The sequence below is a fragment of the Anaerospora hongkongensis genome (assembly GCF_004339805.1).
In the GTDB taxonomy this organism is placed as follows: Bacteria; Bacillota; Negativicutes; order Sporomusales; family DSM-15969; genus Anaerospora; species Anaerospora hongkongensis.
The window spans coordinates 61731-85546 of record NZ_SLUI01000008.1 but is presented as its reverse complement, the minus strand read 5'-3'; the positions used below and the strand labels follow the sequence as shown (position 1 = coordinate 85546).

General features: G+C 46.3%; 25 protein-coding genes, 1 riboswitch and 2 other annotated features. Of the genes, 15 read left to right on the top strand and 10 right to left on the bottom strand.

Annotated features, from left to right (window positions below; all coding sequences use genetic code 11):
* Positions 1–4: 4 nt before the first annotated feature.
* Together EV210_RS12855 and EV210_RS12850 are read right to left on the bottom strand one after the other, a co-directional pair.
* A complete protein-coding gene (locus EV210_RS12855; RefSeq protein WP_132081113.1) occupies positions 5–1285 on the bottom strand; it encodes a sensor histidine kinase in 1281 nt (426 codons plus the stop codon).
* Positions 1275–1949, bottom strand: a complete 675-nt coding sequence (locus tag EV210_RS12850; protein WP_132081110.1) for a response regulator transcription factor — start codon at positions 1947–1949, stop codon at positions 1275–1277. The genes EV210_RS12855 and EV210_RS12850 overlap by 11 nt, the downstream gene beginning before the upstream one ends.
* A 229-nt stretch (positions 1950–2178) precedes the next feature.
* On the opposite strand from EV210_RS12850, the gene EV210_RS23110 reads away from it, so the two are divergent.
* Both EV210_RS23110 and EV210_RS12840 read left to right on the top strand, forming a co-directional pair.
* Complete coding sequence (locus tag EV210_RS23110; protein ID WP_243650541.1) at positions 2179–2379, top strand: hypothetical protein; 201 nt, start codon at positions 2179–2181, stop codon at positions 2377–2379.
* Between the two features lie 280 nt (positions 2380–2659).
* Entirely contained in the window at positions 2660–3319 is a 660-nt protein-coding gene (locus EV210_RS12840; protein WP_132081106.1) for a TerC family protein, read from the top strand.
* 19 nt (positions 3320–3338) lie between these two features.
* Here the strand turns inward: EV210_RS12840 and EV210_RS12835 are convergent, their stop codons facing one another.
* Together EV210_RS12835 and EV210_RS12830 are read right to left on the bottom strand one after the other, a co-directional pair.
* Complete coding sequence (locus EV210_RS12835; RefSeq protein ID WP_132081103.1) at positions 3339–4229, bottom strand: hypothetical protein; 891 nt, start codon at positions 4227–4229, stop codon at positions 3339–3341.
* Positions 4230–4438: 209 nt separating this feature from the next.
* Entirely contained in the window at positions 4439–5380 is a 942-nt protein-coding gene (locus tag EV210_RS12830) for a metal-dependent hydrolase (RefSeq protein WP_132081100.1), read from the bottom strand.
* A gap of 149 nt (positions 5381–5529) precedes the next feature.
* Here EV210_RS12830 and EV210_RS22660 point away from each other — a divergent pair, with 149 nt between their 5' ends.
* A complete protein-coding gene (locus EV210_RS22660; RefSeq protein ID WP_165898892.1) occupies positions 5530–5673 on the top strand; it encodes a hypothetical protein in 144 nt (47 codons plus the stop codon).
* A 52-nt stretch (positions 5674–5725) separates the two neighbouring features.
* On the opposite strand, the gene EV210_RS12825 is transcribed toward EV210_RS22660, so the two are convergent.
* Positions 5726–7147 carry an amino acid permease gene (locus tag EV210_RS12825; protein ID WP_132081097.1) on the bottom strand — a complete coding sequence of 474 codons (1422 nt, stop codon included), beginning with the start codon at positions 7145–7147 and terminating at the stop codon, positions 5726–5728.
* 78 nt (positions 7148–7225) lie between these two features.
* Positions 7226–7407: riboswitch (Lysine riboswitch) on the bottom strand.
* A 345-nt stretch (positions 7408–7752) separates the two neighbouring features.
* Here EV210_RS12825 and EV210_RS12820 point away from each other — a divergent pair.
* Both EV210_RS12820 and EV210_RS12815 read left to right on the top strand, forming a co-directional pair.
* A complete protein-coding gene (locus EV210_RS12820; protein ID WP_132081094.1) occupies positions 7753–8448 on the top strand; it encodes a TerC family protein in 696 nt (231 codons plus the stop codon).
* A 143-nt stretch (positions 8449–8591) separates the two neighbouring features.
* On the top strand, positions 8592–9020 hold the full coding sequence (locus EV210_RS12815) for a HutP family protein (protein WP_132081091.1): 429 nt from the start codon (positions 8592–8594) through the stop codon (positions 9018–9020).
* Positions 9021–9296: 276 nt separating this feature from the next.
* Here the strand turns inward: EV210_RS12815 and lgt are convergent, their stop codons facing one another.
* Entirely contained in the window at positions 9297–10085 is a 789-nt protein-coding gene (gene lgt, locus EV210_RS12810) for a prolipoprotein diacylglyceryl transferase (RefSeq protein WP_132081089.1), read from the bottom strand.
* 132 nt (positions 10086–10217) lie between these two features.
* Between lgt and EV210_RS12805 the strand changes: the two genes are divergently transcribed.
* Complete coding sequence (locus EV210_RS12805) at positions 10218–10739, top strand: TlpA family protein disulfide reductase (protein WP_132081086.1); 522 nt, start codon at positions 10218–10220, stop codon at positions 10737–10739.
* Positions 10740–10784: 45 nt separating this feature from the next.
* Here the strand turns inward: EV210_RS12805 and EV210_RS12800 are convergent, their stop codons facing one another.
* Positions 10785–11060 carry a metal-sensitive transcriptional regulator gene (locus EV210_RS12800; RefSeq protein ID WP_132081083.1) on the bottom strand — a complete coding sequence of 92 codons (276 nt, stop codon included), beginning with the start codon at positions 11058–11060 and terminating at the stop codon, positions 10785–10787.
* A gap of 107 nt (positions 11061–11167) precedes the next feature.
* Between EV210_RS12800 and EV210_RS12795 the strand changes: the two genes are divergently transcribed.
* From EV210_RS12795 to EV210_RS12785, 3 genes are all read left to right on the top strand, one after another.
* Positions 11168–12229, top strand: a complete 1062-nt coding sequence (locus EV210_RS12795) for an HD-GYP domain-containing protein (protein ID WP_132081080.1) — start codon at positions 11168–11170, stop codon at positions 12227–12229.
* A gap of 73 nt (positions 12230–12302) precedes the next feature.
* Positions 12303–12564 (top strand) — a binding site (T-box leader).
* A gap of 43 nt (positions 12565–12607) precedes the next feature.
* Positions 12608–13480, top strand: a complete 873-nt coding sequence (gene pheA / locus EV210_RS12790) for a prephenate dehydratase (RefSeq protein ID WP_132081077.1) — start codon at positions 12608–12610, stop codon at positions 13478–13480.
* Positions 13481–13550: 70 nt separating this feature from the next.
* Complete coding sequence (locus tag EV210_RS12785) at positions 13551–15065, top strand: glycosyl hydrolase family 18 protein (protein ID WP_165898891.1); 1515 nt, start codon at positions 13551–13553, stop codon at positions 15063–15065.
* A gap of 62 nt (positions 15066–15127) precedes the next feature.
* On the opposite strand, the gene EV210_RS12780 is transcribed toward EV210_RS12785, so the two are convergent.
* Positions 15128–15523 (bottom strand): hypothetical protein, encoded by a 396-nt coding sequence (locus tag EV210_RS12780; protein WP_132081071.1) that lies wholly within the window; start codon positions 15521–15523, stop codon positions 15128–15130.
* A 102-nt stretch (positions 15524–15625) separates the two neighbouring features.
* Positions 15626–15833, top strand: a binding site (T-box leader).
* Between the two features lie 53 nt (positions 15834–15886).
* Between EV210_RS12780 and leuS the strand changes: the two genes are divergently transcribed.
* Positions 15887–18364: a leucine--tRNA ligase gene (leuS, locus tag EV210_RS12775; protein WP_132081068.1), complete on the top strand. Its 2478-nt coding sequence runs from the start codon at positions 15887–15889 to the stop codon at positions 18362–18364.
* Positions 18365–18412: 48 nt separating this feature from the next.
* Here the strand turns inward: leuS and EV210_RS12770 are convergent, their stop codons facing one another.
* Both EV210_RS12770 and EV210_RS12765 read right to left on the bottom strand, forming a co-directional pair.
* Positions 18413–19006, bottom strand: a complete 594-nt coding sequence (locus tag EV210_RS12770) for a DUF3841 domain-containing protein (RefSeq protein WP_132081065.1) — start codon at positions 19004–19006, stop codon at positions 18413–18415.
* A complete protein-coding gene (locus tag EV210_RS12765) occupies positions 18982–19539 on the bottom strand; it encodes a DUF3841 domain-containing protein (protein WP_132081062.1) in 558 nt (185 codons plus the stop codon). The genes EV210_RS12770 and EV210_RS12765 overlap by 25 nt, the downstream gene beginning before the upstream one ends.
* Positions 19540–19848: 309 nt before the next feature.
* On the opposite strand from EV210_RS12765, the gene yedF reads away from it, so the two are divergent.
* Genes yedF through EV210_RS12740 form a run of 5 tightly spaced genes read left to right on the top strand, consistent with a single transcriptional unit; the run spans position 19849 to position 23795 of the window.
* Complete coding sequence (gene yedF / locus EV210_RS12760) at positions 19849–20439, top strand: sulfurtransferase-like selenium metabolism protein YedF (protein WP_132081059.1); 591 nt, start codon at positions 19849–19851, stop codon at positions 20437–20439.
* The gene (locus EV210_RS12755) at positions 20436–21596 is read left to right on the top strand and encodes an aminotransferase class V-fold PLP-dependent enzyme (RefSeq protein WP_243650540.1); all 1161 of its coding nucleotides are present in this window, start codon (positions 20436–20438) and stop codon (positions 21594–21596) included. Before yedF ends, EV210_RS12755 begins: the two co-directional genes overlap by 4 nt.
* Positions 21589–21825 carry a putative Se/S carrier protein gene (locus tag EV210_RS12750; RefSeq protein WP_207900730.1) on the top strand — a complete coding sequence of 79 codons (237 nt, stop codon included), beginning with the start codon at positions 21589–21591 and terminating at the stop codon, positions 21823–21825. The genes EV210_RS12755 and EV210_RS12750 overlap by 8 nt, the downstream gene beginning before the upstream one ends.
* A 17-nt stretch (positions 21826–21842) precedes the next feature.
* A complete protein-coding gene (locus EV210_RS12745) occupies positions 21843–23000 on the top strand; it encodes a double-cubane-cluster-containing anaerobic reductase (RefSeq protein WP_132081056.1) in 1158 nt (385 codons plus the stop codon).
* Between the two features lie 3 nt (positions 23001–23003).
* Positions 23004–23795: an acyl-CoA dehydratase activase gene (locus EV210_RS12740; protein WP_132081053.1), complete on the top strand. Its 792-nt coding sequence runs from the start codon at positions 23004–23006 to the stop codon at positions 23793–23795.
* Positions 23796–23816: the final 21 nt, after the last annotated feature.

Genomic DNA, 23816 nt, shown 5'->3' with positions numbered 1-23816 from the left:
TGTATTAAGGCAGGTGAACAATAAACGTGGTGCCTGCTCCGGGAGAACTGTGTACCTGGATGTAACCATTATGACTCTCTACTATTAGCTTGGCAATTGCTAAGCCGAGGCCGGAGCCTCCCTTAGAGCGGGAATTATCGACCTGATAAAAACGATCAAAAATTTTATCTAAATGCTTTGCTTCGATGCCCTCACCGGAGTCAGTAACTGTTAAGACGGTTTCTTGATTGAGCTGGGAGAGCTGAATAGAAATTTTTCCGCCCCGGGGAGTATGCCGGATTGCGTTATCAAGCAAGATGCAGATGACTTGTTTCAGTCTCATTTCATCTCCGTAGCAGCTCAACGCAGTTTTGGCCAGCACTTCCAGCGTAATGCCTTTAGCGGCAGCCAGCGGTTCAAAGGGATCTACCGCCCGGATCAGGGCAGCATTAAGGGAAAAAAATTGTTTGTCGAGCAACTGCTGGTTTGAATCCGCTCGTGCCAAAAATAGCAGGGAATCCACAATTTTATGCATGTTTATGGACTCTTCCTGAATATTGTTCAGCCATTTCAGCTGGCTAGCGACCGTTTCCGTGTGATTGGACATTACAACATCAAGATTAGTCTGTATCACAGTCAGCGGCGTGCGCAATTCATGAGAGGCATCGGATAAAAAGTCTTTTTGTTGACGCCAGGCTGTCTGAATCGGAATCATAGCGCGATGGGCCATAAAAAAACTGCCGAAAAAAGACAAGATGAGGCAGATGAGTCCGGTAAAAGTAAGTGCTGTCAACTGAATGCGCAGCAGATCATTTTCCCGTGTAAAGTCCTGGAACAAAATAACCAGACCTTCTTCCGTTTCCAGTTCAGCCCTCTGATAGGGATACTCGCTCTTGCCAAGGTAGACAATCCCCCGGGGAGTGTTTTCCCGGACGGCTGTTTTGACGAGCGCGGCTAGCTCGTCAGCCAATAGTGACTGATTAGAGGAATGGGACTGGATGACACCATTAAAGTCAGTTTTAACAAAAAAGAAGCTGGGACCGGGAGGGACATCAGGGGGATGCAGCTCGCCGGACGGAACTGCCGGACCAGTCCGCAGGGGCGGCGGAAGCGGTCCTCGGCGCACTGGAAGATCAGTGACCAAGCCTGACTTAATTTCGGTGATCAGCCTGTTGGATATCATGTCCGAACGACGGGCAATCTCTCCCCGGGAATAAGAATAGGTTCCGGCCGTAAGTAACAAAAACAATAATAAAATAATAGAGACATTAATGAATGTAAGCTTTAGTCTCAATTTATCGAACATCATCTTCTCCCTGTAAAAAATATCCGACACCTCGTACGGTCTTGATGTTAGATATATTCAGTTTTCTGCGTAAATAATAAATATAAAGGTCGACATTCGCTAAGTCAGTTTCTGAATTGTAGCCCCAGACCTTTTCCATGATCCGCTCTTTGGTCATGACCTGTCCGAAATTGTGCATCAGTACTTCTAATAATAACGATTCTTTTACGGTAAGCTGAATAACTTCATTACCTTTGGTAACTTGTCCCCCCAGCGGGTTTAGCGTTAGTCCGCCGGCAGAAATTGTTTCACCAATATAGCTTTTACTCTTTCTCCTGGTAAGGGAACGGATCCGGGCCAATAATTCCTCCGAATAGAAGGGTTTAACCAAATAATCATCCGCACCGGCATCTAAGCCGGCTACCCGCTCTTTTGGTGCATCTCTGGCGGTTAGGAAAATCACCGGTACATCAAAACCTGTACGGCGGAGTTCTTTTACAAAACTAAGCCCATCGCGGCACGGCAGCATGCAGTCAAGTACAATCGTATCATATACACCGGAAACAGCCATCTCCAAGCCGGTTTCGCCATCCAGCGCTGTATCGACTATGTAACCATTTTTCTTCAATAAACAGGCTAATGCATCAACGATTTTCTGTTCATCTTCTACTACTAATAATCTCATTAAATCCCCATAACAGTAACAGCCTTGTTTCTTAGATTTACCCATCCTTGGATTATTTTCTAGTTACTATTTTAACGTGTTATTCTTTGATTTTCATTTAATATTTCAAAGAAAAATCAAAGATTTAATGAACGATTAATAAATTTCCGTTGAAAAGTGTATGACAAATTTTACTGGGAATGAAAAAAGAATAACTGTAAATACTATTAATGTAAGGGGGCTGTAACAGTTGAGCCCAGATTGGTGCCGGGTATCACTGGTGCTCGGTAGTAGTCGGCCAAAGGTTAGCATCGGGTCGAAAGGTTCGGTGTTAGCCGGCGGGAAGACTGGCATGGGTCGTGAAAGGCTGTACGGCAGCCCAACTGTTGTCGTGTGGTCCCAAATGATGTATGTTGGTCGAGCTGCGATCGTTATGGGTTGTGAAACATAAGGGTCGTTTGCAGTCGGGAGATTGCAGGCGGTTCAGTAGCTATCTGTGACGGTCAAGCAAAGGTGTGTGCCGGTTGTGTAATGCTTGTGGGTAGGCGAAAGTCTGCGTATAGGTATGTAATGATCGGTATGGGCTGTAGCGTAGATTGTTGCGGGCTCTTTACCATAAGGAAATAGTAAGGCCCCTCAAAGCAAAAAGCTTCGGGGGGCTGTTGCTTTCATAATATGAACTGCAATAGGCACTGAGAATAGTACAGTTCAAAAAAAGCGAGGTGCACGAAATGGAGTTACTTGTGCCCCTGTTTAGCATTATTATGATTAATTTGCTATTAAGCGGTGACAATGCCCTGGTTATTGCGCTGGCCAGCCGGGCACTGCCGAAAGCACAGCAAAAAAAAGCAATTTTCTGGGGCGGCGCAGGTGCGGTTGGCTTACGGATTTTACTGACTTTGTTTGCCATTATCTTGCTCCAGGTACCTTATCTGCAATTTGCGGGAGGCTTATTACTCCTGTGGGTTGCAGTCAAACTAATGAAGGGTGAGCATGAAAGCCATGAGGACATTAAAGCGGCCAGCACCATTTGGGATGCGGTAAAAACAATTTTAATAGCAGATTTGGTGATGAGCCTGGATAATGTTATTGCGATTGCTGGTGTGGCCAAAGGACATTTGGGATTATTAATAATTGGACTGGCAATCAGTATTCCGATCATCCTGTGGGGAAGCCGGCTGATCATGTCCTTAATGGAAAAATGGCCGGTCATTATTACAGCCGGAGCGGCATTTTTGGGCTGGACTGCAGGGGAAATGATGACAGGTGATACCAAGATAGAGCAGCTACTGGTTCCCTACCCCTGGGCTCATTGGCTTATACCGCTCAGCTTGGCGATATTCGTCATTGTCGTCGGGAAAATGCTACATAAACCTGCGGCAATCAAATGAGGGTAATGGTCTGGCGTGGTTAAAAGCGAAGCTGCCCTGCTAAGAATAGACCTTTTTGGATAGTAGCAGCCTTTTCCCAGGTAATGGAATCGTTTGTGTTTTCCGTGCCGGTATAAATATCAAGCCACTGACAGCGGTAGCCCACGGTTATGGTACCAGCGGTTTTGGGTACTTTAACCTGCAGGGCCAGCTGCGCATCCCACATTTGTCCGGGGCCAATATGAGCAAAGTCCAGTTCACGCAAATTCCACAAGCCATGCCCCTGCACAAGTGCCAGGGGAGTGTAGGTTACTGAACCGACTGCCGAAAGCGCGGCATTTAGTTTCTTGGTAGTCTGCAGGCCTATATGCGGTCCCTGATAGCGTAAATTATAGGATGAATTTAATAAGGGCAGTGATGTTTGGACGCTCTGATAATTATTTACCGTATAAAATCCGTCAGTCATCTGAAAATGATTATTCCGGTAGCTATAGCCATAAAAAATTTCCGTATCGACGCGAACCGGGCGATGCCAGCTGAGCTGCAGGTAACCGCTGGAACCAGTGGTTTTAAAATTGCCGTAATACCAATATTGACTGCTGTTGGCATAATTCCAATCGGCGTCACTGCCTGTTGCCGGAGACAGTGATTTCATAAAACCACCGTCGGCCGTAAAATAGTACCGGCCAATTGGATTGGAGCGATAGCGGGCTGTTATGTAGGTACCGGACAGGGGATAGTAAAGCTCAGAAGCACCGCTGCCGACGGTTGAAGCAGTTGTGCTGGTGGCGGGAAAGCCGATGCGCCAGGCAGAGTAACCCTCGGCAGGCCAAAAGCCGAGGGAGAAATCTGCCGCTGAAACTGGAGAAAGCGCGGCTGCCAGGAGCAGGCAGGGCAGTAATACACGAAACAAAATCAGAGCCTGTAGCATGGTAATTCCTCACTTAACATAACGTTTGATTAGTAGGTTATTCGCTGCTTAACGTGCAGCACCTTTTCCCAATTAGCTAGTAAATATTGCAAGATATTAGCTAAACAAGGCTGCGGCGTTTCTAATCATCCACTAAGGGCAGGGCCAGCTAGCAATTGTCCTCAATACCAATAAGCAGCAGTCGGGCTTCGCCGGGCTGCTGCTTATTGTTAAGATGGAAACTTTAGTTTTCGACCGTAAGAATGCAGGTAACTTTCTGCCGGCAAATTATCGTTATCGAAGATAATCGTACCTCTGTGAAGAAAGCTATGATTTTGGAAATAGCGCAAATCATAAATGTGAACATTCAAGTTACCTTCCTGATGCTCTGTGGAAAAATAACGAAACGGAGTGAACCACAAAAAAAATTCAGCCAGATTTGTTTTCTGGGCTTCCAGCATAATGGTGGATTCCGGCTGCTTCGGAAGCTTGGCTTTCAGCCTAATAGAAGAGTGAAAGAATCCTGTTTGCCCAAGCTGATAGCCTTCTGTCGTTTCAATGACAAAATCCCAATAAAAAATTCTCTCCAATGAAGGCATTACCAAAATACGCTCAAGTTCATCACTGCTTACCTGCTGCTTCAACTGATGGGTGGTGTGCATTCGAAACAGTAAGCGCAGTCCGGTATATACCAGTACATTAGCGAAGCTGATAAAAGCCACTTGTTGAATCGGTAAGCCTGACACATAGGGAGAAAGCAATAGAAGTAATAGCAGCGGGTCAAAGACATTTAGTAAATTACAGCTTAATCTTTCTTTGCGCAGGGGCCACAATACTGCAGCGCCATGAGTATTGAAAAAGTCTGATGCGATATGTGATAAACCGCCTGCAAAAGCCCAGAAAAACAATTGTAGTAATGAGGAATCGGGATAAAAGAAAAAAATCCCCCCCGCAATCAGTGCAGCCCATACTACCAGTCCAGGTAAAGAATGGGAGGCAGCGCGGTGTTGTTTCAGGTAACTCATTCCGCCGCGAATGATGGTAAGAAAATCAAAATCCGGCGCCTGAGAACCCAAAAATGCAGCAATATAAATTGGATTATCAATTGCCACCGGTTGTCCCGAAAGACCGGCTAGCGTAATACCAATCACGCCATGTGTGAGTGCGTCCATCCATTCACTTCCCTGCCGTCTTGTTTCCAAGAAAGTTTACATAACATTATAACACGGAAGAATGGTGAAACGTCCACGGTAAGTTATGGATGCTGCGTTGACTTAGCAGTAAGTGAGGAATAATAGCAATAACAGAGGAGGTGATAAACATGGATAGGAAAAACCAAAAGCCTGAGGCAGAACAACAGCAGTTCCCGCAGCTCGCTGAGCATGTTGGTGGAATTAATGCGTCATCGGGAGGTGTGGATTCGGATATTGACGAAACCTTGATGCGTCTCTCCGGGGGACCTTGATAAAAAAAGCAGGCCGATGTCTGCCACCAAAGCGGTCATCGGCCTGTTTTAGCTATTGTGAGCTGCTGGGCAAGCTCTTATTATCCTTTTTATTAAGGAAGAATACATAGTATAAATAAATAATTGCTACGACGGGTATCCCGGTATATAGTACAATTCGCTGTGATTCATCAAAATAAAGACTGGCAATAATGCCGGCATTCAGTAGAAATGCTGCTACCGGTACAAGCGGATATAACGGTGTACGGACTGTCAGCTTATCCAGCTGCCCGCCTAAGCTGACATATTTGCGCCGGAAGTTAAGCTGACACCAGGCAATAATCATCCAGATCAGGCAGCCTGTAAGACCGGTACTGGACATGAGCCAGAGATACACTGTATCCGCTGCATACGATTCTGTTAAAAGGGAGAGGCAAGCCAGTACAAGTGTTATTAATACGCCGCCGTAAGGAACGCCGTTTTTATTCAGTCTTCCCAGAAAGGACGGAGCATGACCGTCTTTCGACATTGACCAGAGTAGACGGGAGCAGGCATATAAGGCCGAGTTGCCTGCCGACAAGGCAGAAGTCAGCACGACAAAACTCATGACATCCTTAGCAAAAGGAATCCCCAGACGTCCAAAGACATGCGCAAAAGGACTTTCCAGCACACCGGCTTCTTCCATAGGAATGGTGGCGGCTAAAATAATAATCGCTAAGACGTAGAAGATAATAATTCTAAGGCCAATACCCCGGATAATTTTAGGAACATGTTTAGCAGGATCCTGGCATTCACCTGCGGCGATACCGACAAGTTCTGCACCCTGGAAGGAGTAAACGACGGCAATCATTGTCAAAAAGACAGCACTAAAACCATTGGGGAATAAACCGCTGCCTGTATTGTAATTAGAAAAGCCAAGAGCACCTTCATTTCCGGAGAAGCCGAATATCAAACCGGAACCGGCAATAATAAAGCCTACAATAGCAGCGACTTTAATACTGGCAAACCAAAACTCTGTTTCCCCGTAAGCTTTGACGGAAATGAGATTGAGTAAGGCCAGAGCAGCGGCAAAGACTGCACACCAAATCCATACAGGCACTTGACCGAACCAATGGTTCATAATAATGCCCGCTGCCGTAAAGTCTGCGGCAATACAGATTGCCCAGTTAATCCAATACAGCCAGCCGGTGGTAAAACCAGCACCTGGAGAAATAAAGCGGGTCGCATAACTCTGGAATGAACCGGAAACAGGCATGGCAACTGTCAGCTCCATGAGACAGAGCAATACAAGATACATTACCAGACCGCCGGCAAGATAAGCGAGAATGGCACCAAAAGGGCCAGCCTGGTGTATTGTTTGACCTGAACCCATAAATAAACCGGTACCGATAGTACCACCAATGGAAATCATCATTAAGTGACGCGGCAGCATATCCCGTTTTAACCCTTGTTTTTCCGGACAGAGCTGTTTTAAATCAACAGTTGTTTTTGGCATACTTCAACCTCCTTATAGATTTGCGTAAAAAAACAGCGTGAAGCAATCTCACGCTGTTTAAGATAGATATCTTACCGCTAATGAGATAGTTCTCCACCTAAAAATACTAGGTGACAGTCCTGCACTTATTCAGTACAAGCCCAGCAGCAGACGTTAGCCTTTTAGCCTACGCTTCGGCGAATATCCCTTTCTCTGTAACTCATGGCATTTGGCAAAGCTAATTACAGGTAATAATGATGATTCGCGCCTCTATCTGACACACTATTTATTTCTATTTATGATTATAGTATACCGCTCGTGGACACGTCAATGTTTTGTCTATTGCAAATCAGGAAAATACATAGGAGGAAATGAGAAATGTATTGACTGATATGGGCCGGTATAATATGATGATAATAATTCAATATCTAAAGGGGAGTAGCTACTAGGTATAGTCAACACCACTGCTAACGCATGGCTATACCGTTGGAATAACCAACAGCGAGACCTTTAGTATGGCCAATGCATACTAAGGTCTTGTTTTCGCTAGAGGAGAGAAGGCCTTACAAAGTTTGTAAGGCCTTTTATTGTTTTTCTATAACATTCAGGAGAAAGGGGTTATTTCGATGGAACTATTGGCGGCGTTAGGCAGTATTACATTCATCAATCTAATACTAAGCGGTGATAATGCGGTCATCATAGCTCTGGCTAGTAGAAACTTACCCCCCGAACAGCGCAAAAAGGCTGTCCTTTGGGGAAGTGCGGGAGCAGTGGTGTTGCGGATTGTTTTAACAATGATCGCAGCTCTCTTGCTGCAAATTCCTTATGTTCAATTTGTAGGTGGGTTAGCGTTACTGTGGATTGCTGTAAGTTTACTGGGAGAAGAAAAAAAGCACGATGTGGCTTGCAAAGAAGCTGCGAGCTTTACAGAAGCGATAAAAGTAATCTTATTTGCTGATCTGATTATGAGTCTTGATAATGTTCTGGCTATTGCCGGAGTGGCGAATGGCAATATGATCCTGCTTATTGCAGGATTGGCAATGAGTGTTCCGCTGGTTGTCTTTGGCAGCCAGATGCTGATGTCCCTGATGGACCGGTATCCAATCATCATTTATATTGGAGCGGCAATTTTGGGTTGGACGGCATCGAAAATGATGGTAGCTGACGCTGCAATGGGGCCGATCCTTGAAGCTTATGCTTTGCCGCTTGAAATTGCTTTAACAGTGACTGTTGTTGGTATAGGACACTGGCTGAAACAGCGCTCACACAGCGTTGCAGCCGATACGGAAGGGGCTCCGGCCTTTCGGGACAGTGAAAAATAAGCTAAGAACCGGCATCGCAGCAGCGAGCCGGTTTTTTACTTTTCACGGGTAGGGCTGAGATATTGACAGCCGATAGGTAGACTGCTACCATAAAATTGGACAATGCTCTTAAGTTGAAAATAAATTGTAAGGGTGCGTTTTTTATGAACGAAATTACCAGTATTGATATAGGGCGGGCAGCACTGCGCATGGCGCTTAGCGAAACCCGGCAAGACGAGCAAGATACCCGCCAAGGGTTGCAGAAGCGGAATATATTATCGGTTGCTGTTGATTTTGGTGGAGAGTTCGTTCCGTCCGTAAAGAAAATAATTGAACGTGCGGTCGTAGCTGCACAGCGCCAGGGAGTGGTGGCTGCTAATCATGTAGGGGAAGGAGCGGTTGCCGGTGCCACTAGAGCGGCCCTGGAGCAAATTGCCTCCCGGGCTATCGGGTTGAATGTAGGTGGGAAAATTGGCATTGCCCGTTATGAAGAGCATTTGTGCGTAGCTATTTATTTTGGGGTGGGAGTATTGAATCTCAATGAAGTTGCCGTAGGCTTGGCGCACCGGTCCTTACCGTCAGATCAACCGTAACCAGCCGGGCGCTCTACAAGCCCCAGCTACGTTGTACTGTCTTCACTCGCTACCCTGGAGTTCCCCGCGCTCACATCATTTTGTTGTCCAAAAGCAGACACTTGAGATGGAGAGCGTGCTCAACGACCTAGAGCGGGTCTTCGAAATAAATTGATAAAGAGCCGGCCTGATGGCCGGCTCTTTTTGCCTTGTCCACTGCAGTTGATGCTGCAGTGGTCGATGTGCTAGTGCAGCTATTTGTCAGCGGAGCATTAACAATCGAGCAATCTGCTTGAGCTATTTGCCCTTTTTGGGCAAATGGCTCTTTTTTCTGCCAACCCAGAAAAAGAGTGCCAGTCCCAATATAATGACAGACAGACTAGTCAGCTGGGCTGATTTCAATCCCCACAGCAAGGTGGTGTAATCACCCCGCAGATATTCAAGGAAAAAGCGGGCTGTGGAATACAACACGGCATAAAGGATAAATACTTGTCCTTTAGCGTGATTGGTTGTCCGAAACAGCAGCAAAAGAACAAAGATAATGACATCGATTTGGCCTTCCCAGATTTCTGCGGGCCATAGCGGCTGGTTGCCGTAAGTTTGATAAGCCAGCGTAGTAGTGGGATATAAAATGCCGAAATTCCCTCCCGTAGGATGACCAAAGGCATCACCATTCATCAGATTTGCCATGCGTCCGATTGCCTGCCCCATAATAACGGCAGGAGCAGCTACAATGTCAGCAAAAGCCCAGGTATCTATCCCATGCCGCTTTGTATAAAGATAGCCGACAATGGTACCGAGCAAGACTCCTCCCTGAATTGCCATGCCGCCTTGCCAGACGAAAGGAATTTCCAAGAGATGATCCTGATAATAGTGCCAGTCAAAAAAGAATACATCCCATAAGCGGGCACCTACAATACCGGCCAGGCCGCAATAAATTCCCATATCTGGAATATGCTGATGCCATCTCCCGTCCTGTTTGGCAAAAAAATAGGCGGTTCCGGTAGCAAGGATAATCGCTAGACTGAGGATCAGCCCGTATGCTCTGATGGGAAAATCTCCGATAAAGAAAAGATACTGGTGCATAAAAACCTCCTGTTAATTAACTGATTAGGTATAGTTTACCAAAGGATAGGGTGCAGGTAAATTAATTCGTATAGGAATTTTACGTCAGGTTAGCGAATAAGATCGAAGAATAGAGGTTTAGGAGGGATTATTGTGCGAAAACGTTTTTTATTGATTGCAATGTGTGTTATTTTGGCTGTTACAGGCCTGTGGTATATAGCTGTTCATACTGGTAAGGCAACAAAAACGGTTACCGCTGAAATCGGTGTAACGCCCGGAAAGCAGTTTGATGGTTTTACGTTGACCAACTTAGACGGTAAGCCGATAACGGTTGGTTCGTCAGGGAAAGTTACGGTCATTAATTTTTGGGCTACCTGGTGCCCGCCATGCAGGGAGGAACTGCCTGAATTAAACAAGTTCGCCAAAAAGTACCAGCAGTCCTTGGCATTTTATGCAGTCGACATCCAGGAGGACAGTGACAAAGTTGGCGAGTTTATTAATAAAAACAACTATACGATGACAACGCTTTTGGATAATGACGGCACCGTTGCAAAAAACTTCCGCATAAGCGCTATTCCTACTACTATCGTTATTGACAAAGACGGTCTGATTAAATTTCGCAAGTCAGGACCGGTAACAATGAGCGAATTGGAAGAAGTAATTAAAGGGTTATAATTGCTTAACGTTAAAAGATAACAGCCACCCGGCAGCGGGTGGCTGTTATCTTTTTAGAAAGGTCAGCATCTGCCTGATAGCCTGTTCTAAGTTTTTCTGATCGTCCGTTGTCGAATAATTGCTGTTACGCACACAATTCAGTGCGTTATTTTCCAGCAGCATCAGGCCTATTTTTTCAATGGAAGAACGGACGGCAGAAAGCTGGATTAAGATATTGCCACAGTCTTGCTGTTCGTCAACCATTCTTTCAATGCCCGCAATATGACCTCGAATATTCCGAAGCCGGTTCAAGGTTTCTGTGCGCGGTAAAGTTTCTGACATAGTTGTACCTCTTTTAGTCTTCAGATTAAAAACGGAGAGAAGTGGCAGAGCTCATTAACTCAACATAATATATAGTAGCATAATGGGTGAAGAGAGGTGATTAACAGATGAAATACGTTGAACGCCCATTAGTAATCATTGTTGTTGCGATGGCGATTTTACAAATATTTGGCGTAATTGTTGACAGTAACGCATTGGCTAACCACATTCTCCGGCTTGCATTGGTAATACTCATGGTGATTTATGTTGGTTTTAGTCAATATTGGCTGCATAAAATCAGGGAAGACGTGAAGTTCCATAATGCTATATGGCAGAGTATTCCCTATGGAATCGCTTGTTATAACCGGGAAGGGAAAATAGGTTTTACTAATTTGGCCTACAGCCGGCTGCAGTCAGGCTGCCCCGGGCAGCCTCAGGATGCGGCCCTGAAGAGAGCGTTGGAAACAGGGACGGCGGAATCATTAGCCTGGTCGGTTCCTACTTCCCAGGGGATCGCGCATATTCACAGCAGCTTTATTACTGTTTTTCAGAATCGCCTTCTATCTATCATTAATCTATTGCGCGAGCAAACCAGCGAACAAGAAGCAATAGCGCAACATGAAGCAGACTTTCTGGAAGTCGTAAAAGTGATGGTTAATATGTTTGAGCTTAAGGATCCGTTCGGACAGGGACATTCGGTTACTGTCAGCAATCTGGCTCATGATCTGGCCCAGTCGCTTGAGCTGTCGCCAGAGGAAGTTGCCTTAATTACCAAAGCCGCATTAATTCACGATATCGGCAAAGCAACAATTGCTCAAGACATCCTGGCGCAGGCGGAGTTAACGGATTCTAATTATGAGATTATTCGCAAGCATGCCGGCATTGGCGCAGAGATTGCCCGGAATGTAAGAGGCCTTAAGGATGCCGAATTACTGGTCCGCCATCACCATGAACGGTATGATGGTCGTGGGTATCCGGATGGCCTGGCGGGAGACAATATCCCTTTCGGAGCGAGGGTAATTGCCGTAATTGATGCCTTCGATGCGATGACGACAGGCCGGTCTATACTTGGGCGGCGGGATGTTGAAAGTGCGATTGCCATTTTACAGCTGGAGAAGAAAAGACAGTTTGACCCGGACATTGTAGACGCTTTTACAGTTTTGGTTCAGGCTGGCCGGGAAAACAGCTGAATTGCGGCAGATTGAAAAAATATATTGCATCGTTTTGTACCTTATGGTACAGTAACAGCAATAACTGAAATAACGAATAACGAGGATCAGGAAAAGTAAGCGTAAACTGTTGTCGCAGAGAGCCGGGAAGAGGTGGGAGCCTGGTACTAAAGGTTTGGCTGAAGTTCACCTGGGAGTTGCGGTCTGAAATTTGCCTGAAGGCAAAGTGTAGGTTACGCCGGAGCCTTTACCGTTACAGAAAGGGAAGTATCGGCTTAGTGCCCGTACTTTAGCAAGTGATTCGCCTTTGGCGGATAATTTAGGTGGTACCACGGGAATAACTTCCCGTCCTTTTCGGGGCGGGAAGTTTTTTTATTGCATGTTAAGGGAGGAACAGCAATGCTGAAACAGGAATGCGAAGAAAAGACAGTTGCTTATTTAGGACCACGCGGGACTTACAGCGAAGAAGTTGCCTATCAAATTCATACAGGAAATCAAGTGCTTTTTACTGCGTATAGCAGCATTGACGCCGCCATTATGTCAGTTGTAAACGGTGTTAGTGATGAATGCGTGGTGCCTGTCGAAAACTCTCTGGAAGGTTCAGTAACCATTACCTTAGACACGCTGGCCCTTGTGGAAAATCTATTTATCATCAGGGAATCTACGCATGCGATCAGACATAACTTGCTGGTAAATCCACAAAATGGTCCTGTTGAAGTGATCGTATCTCACAGTCAGGCACTGGCGCAGTGTCGCAGCTATCTGCAGGAACACTATCCGTCTGCTCAGGTCAAAGCAGTGCAAAGTACAGCGGAAGCAGCATGCTGTGTCGCGTCAGGTATGCCCAATCATGCGGCAATAGGCAGTTTGCGAGCTGCAAAATTATATGAATTGGATGTTGCCGCAGCAGGCATTCAGGATAATTCGTATAACAGCACCCGCTTTCTGGTTTTGGGGCGAAAACCGGCAGTTTTACAAAAAGAACCGCATAAGACGTCTATTGTATGTCAAATCGATGGCAAGAAGCCAGGCAGCTTGTGTGAAATTTTACAGGAGTTTGCCCGGCGTAATGTGAATTTGACGCGGATTGAGTCACGCCCTGCCCGTACACAAATGGGAGCCTATATCTTTTTTCTTGATCTGGATGGCAGTTTGGCAGACTACGAGGTATTCGCAGCCGTTAAGGCTGTACAGGAAAAAAGTATCTGGTTTAAAAGCTTTGGTTCTTATCCTGTAGTCGATACAAGCCAGCCAAATGGAGAGCGTTTGTAACAGGAAATTTGTAACTAGCCACGAATATTATATTATGTAATATTGTATGATAGAAACCACTGGAGGAAGTATGTGTAACCGGTTCATTCTAACTTTTTTGGGACTATTGCTATTGTTTACTCCCGTTGTTTCCATGGCGCAGCTGCTGGAAAACGATATTGTTGTGACTGATGCATGGGGAGCAAAAGTGGACAGCGGAACCAAAGCATTTGTTGACAGAGGCGAGACCTGGCTGCCGGTTGAGACGGTAAAATGGTATTCTGATGAGCAGCTGCGGTTTGATTTGGCAGAAAAGCGAGTATATGTGACGCTAGGCACTCCAAGATTTCAACTGGAAACAGCCAATTTGGATCGCACCCTGCAAAAAGGATTAACGCTTAATTTTCCCTTAAAGCTCATTGCTGGTAAGCCTTATATCAATCTATACAACTTAGACCGTATATTGGGGGTAACCGCTAAACCGCGTAAAGAAGAAAGGATTGTAGACTTAATTCCGGAAGCCAGCTTGGGCTATACGGCATATCAAGTAAATAAACCAAGAGATAAGGCTGTTTTTACGGGCAAGATTAATGCCGTGTGGGACCATGTAGGGCTCGTAAACCGCAATTTAGGGATTGAACCGGCAATTGATGGTCTGGATGTTATCTTACCTACCTGGTTCACGATCGCCAATGCTGATGGCCTGGTGCTGAATAAAGCCGACCAGCGCTATGTTGCTGATGCACATGAAAAAAGGTATAAGGTATGGGCATTATTATCTAATGGCTTTGACCGGGGTTTGACAAGAAAAATATTGCAGGATGCAAATGCGCAGCAAAACATAATTAAACAGCTGGTGCTGTATGTGAGTCTCTATAATCTTGATGGCATTAATCTTGATTTCGAAAATATGTATGAAGAGGATAAGGATCGATTTGCTTCGTTTGTAAAGCTGCTGGCAGCTGCTTTGCATGAGCAGAATGCAGCTTTGTCTATTGATGTTACGATTCCTTCCAACTCGGCCTTCTGGTCGCGCTGCTACGACCGGCGTGAGCTTGGCCAAATCGCCGATTATGTTATGGTAATGGCCTATGATGAGCATCCCCGCCTAAGTCCTGTCAGCGGATCGGTCGCTTCCTACGGCTGGGTTGAAAAAGGAATTGTGGCAACTTTGGCGGATATACCAAAAGAAAAAGTAATTCTCGGGATTCCCTTTTATACCCGTGAATGGGAAGAAAGCAGCAGTGATGGTACTATTAAGGTGCAGGCAAAAACATTGTCAATGACGCAGGCGAATGAAATTCTTCGGGAAAATGGTGTTAAGCCTGTCTGGCAGGAAGACAAAGGCCAGTTCTATGCTGAATATACGAAAAGCGATAAACAATATAAAATTTGGCTGGAAGAGTCAGATTCGCTGAAGCTGAAAGCCCAGCTCGCGTTGAAGTATCAATTGGCAGGAGTTGCTGCCTGGCGCAAGGATTTTGAAGAAGAGCAAGTCTGGGGAGTACTGAAAACTGTATTAAAGCCAGCCCCAGCCCTAGCAGCAACAGAAAATACCGAGCAAAAAGAGCAGAAAAAGCAGAAGAGAAATAAAAAGAAAAAATAATTATTTCCAGGAAATACCAATAAAAGTAGACGGCCTGAACTGTACTGTTCAGACCGTCTACTTTATTTTACTGATTTTATCCAAGCTTCCAGTTCTTTTAATACTTCCTCACGGGCTACCCGGACTGCTTCGCCTGACCATTCTTGTCCGGTATCACCATCAAACCAGCTGTCTTTCTGGCTAAAGGCACTGGTAGGGAAAAACTTTTCCCTGGCAGATGTATAAACACCATCGAGCATACTTTGTTTAATCGTTTTTCTTGTTACTTTAGCGCCGATTTTTTCTGTAGTTGTCACTTCCAGTCCATTTGGACCAGTATTAACTTCGACGTGACTGAGCAGTTTGCTCCTTTGGCTGGCAGCGGCGATGGCCTTCTTAGCAGCAGAGGTTGCTTCTTCCCGTTTAATATCATCATTCATTACAGATATGCGGACATTGCCAATAATCAACTTATACATAATACACCTCCTATAAACTATTTTATTGCTTACTTTTTCATGTTAGAACTAGTAAATAGCCGAAAGTTGACATTCTATTTTGGCTACTATATAATGGTAATCAATAATCCAATGACACAGAGTAGTAAGTCTTGAAAGCAGGTGCAGAGAGTTGGCGGTTGTTGCGAGCCAAACCATGTTAAGCTGAACTCGCTGTGAAGGAGCGGCTGCGAAAACTCGATTAGCAGTCTACGTGTTACCGGCGTTAACGGTATGAGTGGATGGGGAATCCCGTCAATCAGGGTGGTACCGCGAGTAAATCGTCCCTGGCTAGCAGCCGTGGACGTTTTTTGTTTTTATGCAAAAAAGCCTAGGAGGTTCTTTATGAAAGAAAAGTATGCACCTCACGAAATTGAAGCTAAATGGCAGCAGCACTGGGCTGATACCAAGGCCTTTAGCACCGAAGTGAACCGTCAGCGTCCAGAGTATTATGTTCTGGAGATGTTTCCCTATCCTTCGGGAAATTTACATATGGGACATGTGCGCAATTATTCGATTGGTGACGTAGTTGCCCGTTTTAAGTCCATGCAAGGCTATAATGTACTGCATCCCATGGGCTGGGATGCATTTGGTATGCCTGCTGAAAATGCAGCTATTAAACATGGGATTCATCCCGCCAGCTGGACATGGGATAATATTGCCAATATGCGCCGCCAGCAACAGCAGCTTGGCCTGTCCTATGATTGGGACAGAGAAGTTGCAACGTGCCATCCGGACTACTATAAATGGACACAGTGGCTTTTTCAGCTCTTTTATGAACGTGGACTGGCCTACAAAAAGAAAGCAGCCGTCAATTGGTGCAATGACTGCAATACTGTTTTAGCAAACGAACAAGTGGTAAACGGTCAATGCTGGCGCTGTGATTCGATAGTTGTAAAAAAAGAACTCGAACAATGGTTTTTCAAAATTACCGAATATGCTGACCGCCTGCTGGCTGATTTGAGTGAGTTGAAAGGCTGGCCAGAACGCGTAAAAACGATGCAGGAAAACTGGATCGGCCGCAGTGAAGGAGCCGAATTTTCCTTTGATGTACCAGAATTAAACGAAAAAATTGCGGTTTATACTACCCGGCATGATACTGTTTTTGGGGTCACTTATCTGGTGCTTGCTCCTGAACACCGCCTTGTAGAAAAATTAATTGCCGGTAAATCCACTGAACAGGCTGTGCGGCAGTTTGTTGAGCGAATTCGCAACATGAGCGAAGTGAGCCGTACTTCGACCGAGACGGAAAAAGAAGGTTTGTTTACCGGTGCATATGCTGTGAACCCCTTCACTGGTGCTCAGGTACCGATCTGGGTGGCCAATTATGTGCTGGTTGATTACGGTACAGGTGCTGTAATGGGGGTTCCGGCGCATGATGAACGGGACTGGCAGTTTTCTACGAAGTACAGCTTAGCGAAAAAAGTCGTCATTCAGCCTAATGACAAGCAGCTCCAGTTAGACCAAATGACCGGTGCCTATGATGGTTCGGGCGTAATGGTTGATTCCGGTGATTTCTCAGGGCTCTCCAATGAGCAAGGGAAGCTGAAAATAGCAGAGTGGCTGGAGCAGCAGGGCATTGGGAAACGGAGAGTCAATTACCGCTTAAGAGACTGGCTGGTTTCCCGGCAACGCTACTGGGGGGCGCCTATTCCGATGATTTATTGTGATCAATGCGGTGTGGTGCCTGTACCTCATAAAGACTTACCGGTTAAGCTGCCGGAGAATGTTGATTTTACTTCCGGCTCGGTGTCGCCGCTGGCGCAGGTAGAAGAGTTTGTTAACTGCTCCTGCCCCAAATGTGGTGGCAAAGCCCGCCGCGAAACAGATACGATGGATACCTTTATTGATTCTTCCTGGTACTACCTGCGCTATACCAGTCCGCAAAGCTTAACGGAAGCCTTTGATGCGGCCAAAGCGAACTACTGGATGCCGGTTGATCAATATATCGGTGGTATTGAGCATGCTATACTCCATCTATTATATTCCCGGTTCTTTACCAAAGTACTAAAGGATGCCGGCCTGGTGAATGTGAATGAGCCATTTAAAAACCTGCTGACCCAAGGTATGGTTATAAAAGATGGTGCAAAAATGTCCAAGTCGAAGGGAAATGTAGTTTCACCGGAAGAAATTGTAGGCAAGTATGGTGCCGATACTGCCCGGCTGTTTATCTTGTTTGCTGCTCCGCCTGAGCGCGATCTGGAATGGAGTGAACAGGGGGTAGAAGGCGCATTCCGTTTCCTTAACAGACTGTGGCGCATTGTAGATCATTTCGCTCCATCCCTGGGAACTTTGGAGGAAATTAATCAGGAAGCTTTAAGTAAAAGTGAACGTGAGTTGCGGCGGGTATTGCATACTTCGATTAAAAAAGTTACCGAAGATATCGGTGAACGCTTCAACTTTAATACCGCCATTAGCGCAATTATGGAACTGGTTAATGCCATGTATGCTTTTAAAGAGCAGCAGCAGCCAATTACATCTGCACTGGCACATGAGGTCATTTCCAGCCTGCTTAGACTGTTAGCGCCTTTTGCACCGCATATAGCGGAAGAATTATGGCATGAAACCATCGGTGAAAATAGCGTTCATAAACAACCGTGGCCTGCCTTTGATGCCGAGGCAATTAAAGTTGCTGAAGTAGAAATTGTCTTGCAAATCAACGGAAAAGTTCGCGATAAGCTGTTGATTCCAGTAGGAATTGATGCTGCCGAACTAGAGAAAAAAGCGTTGGAACAAGATAAAGTAAAGGCGCTAATTGAAGATAAGCAGATTGTAAAAGTCATCTGCGTTCCGCAAAAACTGGTGAATATAGTAGTAAAATAAAGGAAAAAAAGGCATCTTACGCTTCAATGCGTAAGATGCCTTTTTATTCTAGGGAAAGGGAATGATTTCTTGTAACCACTGCCGGTCAATATACCACAATCCTGCCTGCATGTCCGGATATAGGCAGGAGCCTGTTTCCTTTATCTGCCGATCATAACGGAACAGTTTCTTCCAGCTGTCCTGGAGTTCTTTTTTGAGGTGCGGATAAAAGGGGGTAGTATACACATCTCCACTATAACCAATACCGAAGCGGGCTATTTTTCCGGCGAACTTTGCTTCTTCTTCTTCCGATTCCCCAATGTACTGCCGGTTTAAAACCTTGTTCCAGTCGCTCATCCGGAAAAATACTGCATGCTGGAGCGGTACACTAAGCTTCAAGATTTGGCTGCCGGGGTAGCAGTCAAGGTATCGCAGGTCACAAAAAGTCCAAACCGCCGATTCTGCCCGCTTAGGTTTGGCTAGAACCTGCTGAGCGTGTTTAGTGTACCACAAGTAAGACTGCAAAAACACGGCGGACACTTCTTCGTACTTCTGTATAATATATTCCAACTTGACATAATGATCGCCTTGCTTCAATAAATGCTGAACTACTTCATCACTCTGAGCAGTATATAGCGTTATTTGGCTATCATGACAATCCATTCTTTTCTCAGCTCCCAGATGGTTCCTACCCTGACTTCACTTAGGATAATACTTTCATCAAATAAGCGATCCCAGCTCTTAATGATCTTTCGTTTGAGGTTGGGATAAAAGGGCGTCATATAGGCCGTGCAATCATCAATACCGTAGCGGTTTAACAGAGAAGCATGCTCTTTTGCATCCTGAGTATCTGCCGGAATGTACATATAATTGACGATCTTACCCCACTTATCAATGTCCATGGTGATCAACTGCTCTTGCTCAACCAAGAGTTCTATTTGCACATTGCCAGGGCTGTTGCCGATCTTATCTTCTTCTGCCAGGGACACCCAAATAGGATATTTTACATCATCAGGTGGTCGTACCAGCTTGCTTGCCGCTTGATAGTACCAGTTATACACATCCAGGTATAAGGCGGCATGATCCTCCATTTTACTGACAATGTACTCTTTTTTCACAATATACCGGTTATTGCCTGCTAAATCATCTACGATATTTTTGTGCTGCTTGGTCCATACTTTTACGAGATTTTTCACAGTTCATCCCTACCCATCACAGCAGAATGGCTTAAATTGCAATTATTTTATAATGAATGAATCAGCAGCGTCAAACTTTATTGAGTATTTCGATAAAATCAGCTTAATTTATCTTTTTTCTATCAGATTGATTTCAACCGCTCCCAATTAACAAATGATTTCCAGAAATTAATGTGGTTTATCGGATTTATCAATGAATATTCAAAATCATGATTGAAAATTGCGATTAGTGGAATTCGAGTATCTGTGCTAGGATACAAAAAAGAAGGCATGCTTTATCAGGAAACTGAGAGATAAGGGAGATAACACATGCAACAAATTAATGCTATTGGAGATGCCTGTCCTCTTCCTGTGATTAAAACAAAAAAAGGACTCGCTGCAATGGAACAGGGCCAATTAGAGGTGCTGGTGGACAATGAGGCTGCAGCTCAGAATATCCGGCGGTTTGCCGAGTCAGCAGGATGCCAGTTTGACGTATTTCGTGAAGCTGGTATTTTTCACATTACGCTTTTAAAAGGAGCACCGCTGCAAGGTGATTCTTCTCCCAAACAAACAGCAAGTGCGAAAAAAACGGTTGTCGTTCTGTCTTCCGATACGATGGGGGCTGGCAATGATGAGCTGGGACGCATCTTGTTGAAAGGGTTTATTTTTACGCTTACCCAGCTGGAAAACCTGCCTCATACAATCTTGCTGTATAACACGGGTGCAAAACTGGCGGTACATGGCTCAAGTTCTCTTGCTGACTTAATCAGCCTGGAGCGGGAAGGGGTTTTAGTCCTGACCTGCGGTACTTGTTTGAATCATTTGGGTATCGCCGAGCAGCTTGGCGTAGGGGAAACGACCAATATGTATCGCATCGTCGAAGAGATGCGGGACGCTGAAAGCATCTTGCGGCCATGATGAATATGATTTATTTTGATAATGCAGCCACCAGTCTGCCTAAGCCGCCGGCGGTTGGGCTTGCGGTACTGGAGGCCATCAATACGTTCGGCGGGGCGGGGAGAGGAGGCCATCCGGCGTCTCTGGCTGCAACCCGCTGTATTTTCCGGGCTCGCAAAGCTGTTGCTGAGCTGCTGGGATCAACTGCCGACCAGACGGTTTTTACCTCTAATGCAACGGAAAGCTTAAATATAGCTATCCTTGGTTTACTGACCCCAGAAGATCATGTTATTACCACCGCTCTGGAGCATAATTCCGTACTGCGTCCTCTTTACAAGCTCCGTTCCCAGGGGATGGGATTATCCATTATCGGCATTGACCAAAAGGGAAATTTGGATTATGAAGGTTTTTACCGTTCCCTTCGTCCCAATAGTAAAGCGGTTGTCTGTACTCATGCCTCTAATCTGACCGGTACAATTACTAATTTGGAATTTATCGCCGATTTTTGCCAAAAGAACGGTTTGCTGTTGATCGTGGATGCATCACAAACAGCCGGGGTATTTCCTCTTCATGCGGACAAGCTGGGCATTGATGTTCTCTGCTTCACCGGTCACAAAGGTCTGCTGGGGCCTCAGGGGACAGGTGGGTTTTGTGTCCGCAAAGGGCTTGCTGTAATGCCGCTTAAGGTAGGGGGCAGCGGGCATCACAGTTATTTACAAACTCATCCGACGGGCATGCCGGAAGCCTTGGAGGCAGGTACTGCCAACAGTCATGGAATCGCTGGCTTGCTGGCAGGAGTTGAGTATATCATTACTTCGGATATGGCGGTGATACGCAGCAAAGAGCTGGCACTGACGAAGCTTTTTCGCCAAGGGATTGCTGCAATTCCCGGCGTTCAGGTTTATGGCGATCCTGCTGTGCCGCATGCACCCATTGTCACCTTAAATATCGGCGCGATGGATTCCGGCGAAGTGGGGGATCGCTTGGCAAACGATTACAATATTTGTGTACGAGCAGGTGCTCATTGTGCTCCGCTGGCTCATATGGCTTTAGGCACGCAGGAGCAAGGGGCTGTACGGTTCAGTTTTTCCTCTTTCAATACAGAAGAGCAAATTTACACAGGAATTCAGGCAATTGCTGAGATTGCCGCAGAAGGGGGAGCAGGGATAATTGGCTAGAGAGAAACTACCCAAATTAGTTATTGCCTTTCCTACTACTACGGCAGCAATGGCTATGGAAGCTGTCTGTGAACCCAAGCAAGGGCGGCTGATACCGATTCCGCGGGAAATCAGCGGCAGCTGCGGTCTTGCCTGGTGTGCGGAACCGCAGTGGGAGGAGCTGCTGCTCCAGATAATGGAAAAAAACAAGATTGAATATCAGGAGAAGCGGATTATTTTATTGTATTAATGAAGGGAGAGAAATACATGATCGAGAGAAAGACCGAGCTGCCCCAAATATTTGAAAGTTTTGCGGAGGCAAGACAAAATGGATTTATTGCAATGAAGAAAATTAAAGACAGCGGCAAAGGGGTGGTAGGCCAGTTCTGCACCTATACCCCGCTGGAGATTTTTATGGCTGCCGGCCTTGTTAGTGTGGGGTTGTGTTCTACCAGTGACGAGACCATCCCTGAGGCGGAGAAAGTGTTGCCGAGCAACCTGTGTCCGCTGATAAAGTCCAGCTATGGCTTTGCGATTACCGACAAATGCCCTTACATGTATTTCTCCGATTTGGTGGTGGGCGAGACTACCTGTGACGGTAAAGTGAAAATGTACGAGCTTCTGGCCCAAATCAAGAATGTCCATATTCTGGAGCTTCCCCGGCGTCAGGATACCCCGGAAGCCAAAGCACTCTGGCGGGCGGAACTGGTGCGTCTAAAGGAACGGGTGGAAAAGGACTTCGGCGTTACGATTACCGATGATAATTTGCGGGATGCTATTCGCCGGCGGAATATCGAGCGCAAGCTGCTAAAGAAATTGTATGAGTTGAGCACAATGACGCCGCCGCCTATTACCGGACTCAGGCAGCTGCAAATCCTTTTTGGCGCTCAGTTTAAATTTGACTGGGATATGAAGGTTGCCGAAATCCAGAATGCCATTGACAGCATTCGGGCAGCTTATGCAGCAGGGGAACGCCCGGTTTCGGAAACTGCGCCCCGGATTCTGATTACCGGCTGTCCTATGGGCGGCGTTACAGAAAAGGTAGTTAAGGTGCTGGAAGAGGCCGGTGCGGTCGTTGTTGTCTTTGAAAACTGTACCGGCGCCAAACAGCTGGATAGACAATGTCCGGAGGAAGGCGATCCGCTTACCAGTATTGCCGAGCATTACCTGCAGATTGGCTGTGCTGTAATGACGCCCGACAACAACCGTTTCGTACTTTTGGAACGCCTTTGTGAACAATTTCAGGTCGACGGCGTGGTGGAAATGACGCTGCAAGCCTGTCATCCTTACGCAGTGGAAGCGCATGCCGTTAAGGCTTTTATGCAGAAAAAGGGCATTCCCTATCTACAACTGGAAACCGACTATGGTACTGCGGATATTGGCCAGCTGTCTACCCGGGCCGGTGCCTTTGTGGAGATGTTATAACGAATGATTAAAGCGTCAATCGGTATTGACTGCGGGTCTACCGCATGCAAAGGCGTCCTCTTCCAAGAGGACGCCATCCTTGCCTCTTGTGTGCTTCCCACCGGCTGGAGCCCGAAGAACACTTCCCGGGCGGTGTTCGAACAACTGCTGGAGCAGGCGGGGCTTGAAAGAGAGACTGTATATATTACTGCTACCGGCTATGGCCGGATCGGCATTGATTTTGCCCACCAGACCATCACAGAAATCACTTGTCATGCACTTGGTGCGGATTATCTGCTGCCTGGCGTGCGCACCGTTATTGATATCGGCGGTCAGGATTCAAAGGTCATTGCCGTCGAGGATGGACAGGTTCGCTCGTTTCAGATGAATACCAAGTGCGCAGCAGGCACCGGCCGTTTTCTGGAAATGTCGGCCAACCGGATGGGCATTGAACTGTCAGAGTTCTCGGACCTGCTTGCAGCTGGAAAAAGCTGTTCACTCAGCAGCATGTGTGCTGTGTTTGCCGATTCGGAGATCGTTTCCCAGCTGGCGGCGGGAAAAAGCCGTGAGGAAGTGGCTGGCGGCATTATTCAGCTGATTGTGGATCGGGCGGTGGCGTTAACGGCCCGGGTGGATTTTGCGCCGCCCATCTTGCTGACAGGTGGTTTGGCAGGTATGGCGGGACTGAGAATTGCCTTGGAAAGGCAGCTGGGCTATCCGGTGACTTCGGCCGGTTTGTCCTGTTTTGCCGGCGCCATCGGTGCCGCCAGAGCCTATTGGGTGAAAAAAGCCAGGAAAAATACTATTGAACAATAAACAGGCGGTATGGGCGAGACG

Coding starts and splice junctions, on each gene's coding strand:
- EV210_RS12820 (WP_132081094.1), top strand. CDS start 7,753: ATGGAACTATTGGCGGCGTTAGGCAGTATTACATTCATCAATCTAATA.
- EV210_RS12740 (WP_132081053.1), top strand. CDS start 23,004: ATGATTAAAGCGTCAATCGGTATTGACTGCGGGTCTACCGCATGCAAA.
- EV210_RS12755 (WP_243650540.1), top strand. CDS start 20,436: ATGATGAATATGATTTATTTTGATAATGCAGCCACCAGTCTGCCTAAG.
- EV210_RS12840 (WP_132081106.1), top strand. CDS start 2,660: ATGGAGTTACTTGTGCCCCTGTTTAGCATTATTATGATTAATTTGCTA.
- pheA (WP_132081077.1), top strand. CDS start 12,608: ATGCTGAAACAGGAATGCGAAGAAAAGACAGTTGCTTATTTAGGACCA.
- leuS (WP_132081068.1), top strand. CDS start 15,887: ATGAAAGAAAAGTATGCACCTCACGAAATTGAAGCTAAATGGCAGCAG.
- yedF (WP_132081059.1), top strand. CDS start 19,849: ATGCAACAAATTAATGCTATTGGAGATGCCTGTCCTCTTCCTGTGATT.
- EV210_RS12800 (WP_132081083.1), bottom strand. CDS start 11,060: ATGTCAGAAACTTTACCGCGCACAGAAACCTTGAACCGGCTTCGGAAT.
- EV210_RS22660 (WP_165898892.1), top strand. CDS start 5,530: ATGGATAGGAAAAACCAAAAGCCTGAGGCAGAACAACAGCAGTTCCCG.
- EV210_RS12830 (WP_132081100.1), bottom strand. CDS start 5,380: ATGGACGCACTCACACATGGCGTGATTGGTATTACGCTAGCCGGTCTT.
- EV210_RS12825 (WP_132081097.1), bottom strand. CDS start 7,147: ATGCCAAAAACAACTGTTGATTTAAAACAGCTCTGTCCGGAAAAACAA.
- EV210_RS12855 (WP_132081113.1), bottom strand. CDS start 1,285: ATGTTCGATAAATTGAGACTAAAGCTTACATTCATTAATGTCTCTATT.
- lgt (WP_132081089.1), bottom strand. CDS start 10,085: ATGCACCAGTATCTTTTCTTTATCGGAGATTTTCCCATCAGAGCATAC.
- EV210_RS12785 (WP_165898891.1), top strand. CDS start 13,551: ATGTGTAACCGGTTCATTCTAACTTTTTTGGGACTATTGCTATTGTTT.
- EV210_RS12770 (WP_132081065.1), bottom strand. CDS start 19,006: ATGGATTGTCATGATAGCCAAATAACGCTATATACTGCTCAGAGTGAT.
- EV210_RS12835 (WP_132081103.1), bottom strand. CDS start 4,229: ATGCTACAGGCTCTGATTTTGTTTCGTGTATTACTGCCCTGCCTGCTC.
- EV210_RS12850 (WP_132081110.1), bottom strand. CDS start 1,949: ATGAGATTATTAGTAGTAGAAGATGAACAGAAAATCGTTGATGCATTA.
- EV210_RS12815 (WP_132081091.1), top strand. CDS start 8,592: ATGAACGAAATTACCAGTATTGATATAGGGCGGGCAGCACTGCGCATG.
- EV210_RS12745 (WP_132081056.1), top strand. CDS start 21,843: ATGATCGAGAGAAAGACCGAGCTGCCCCAAATATTTGAAAGTTTTGCG.
- EV210_RS12795 (WP_132081080.1), top strand. CDS start 11,168: ATGAAATACGTTGAACGCCCATTAGTAATCATTGTTGTTGCGATGGCG.
- EV210_RS12780 (WP_132081071.1), bottom strand. CDS start 15,523: ATGTATAAGTTGATTATTGGCAATGTCCGCATATCTGTAATGAATGAT.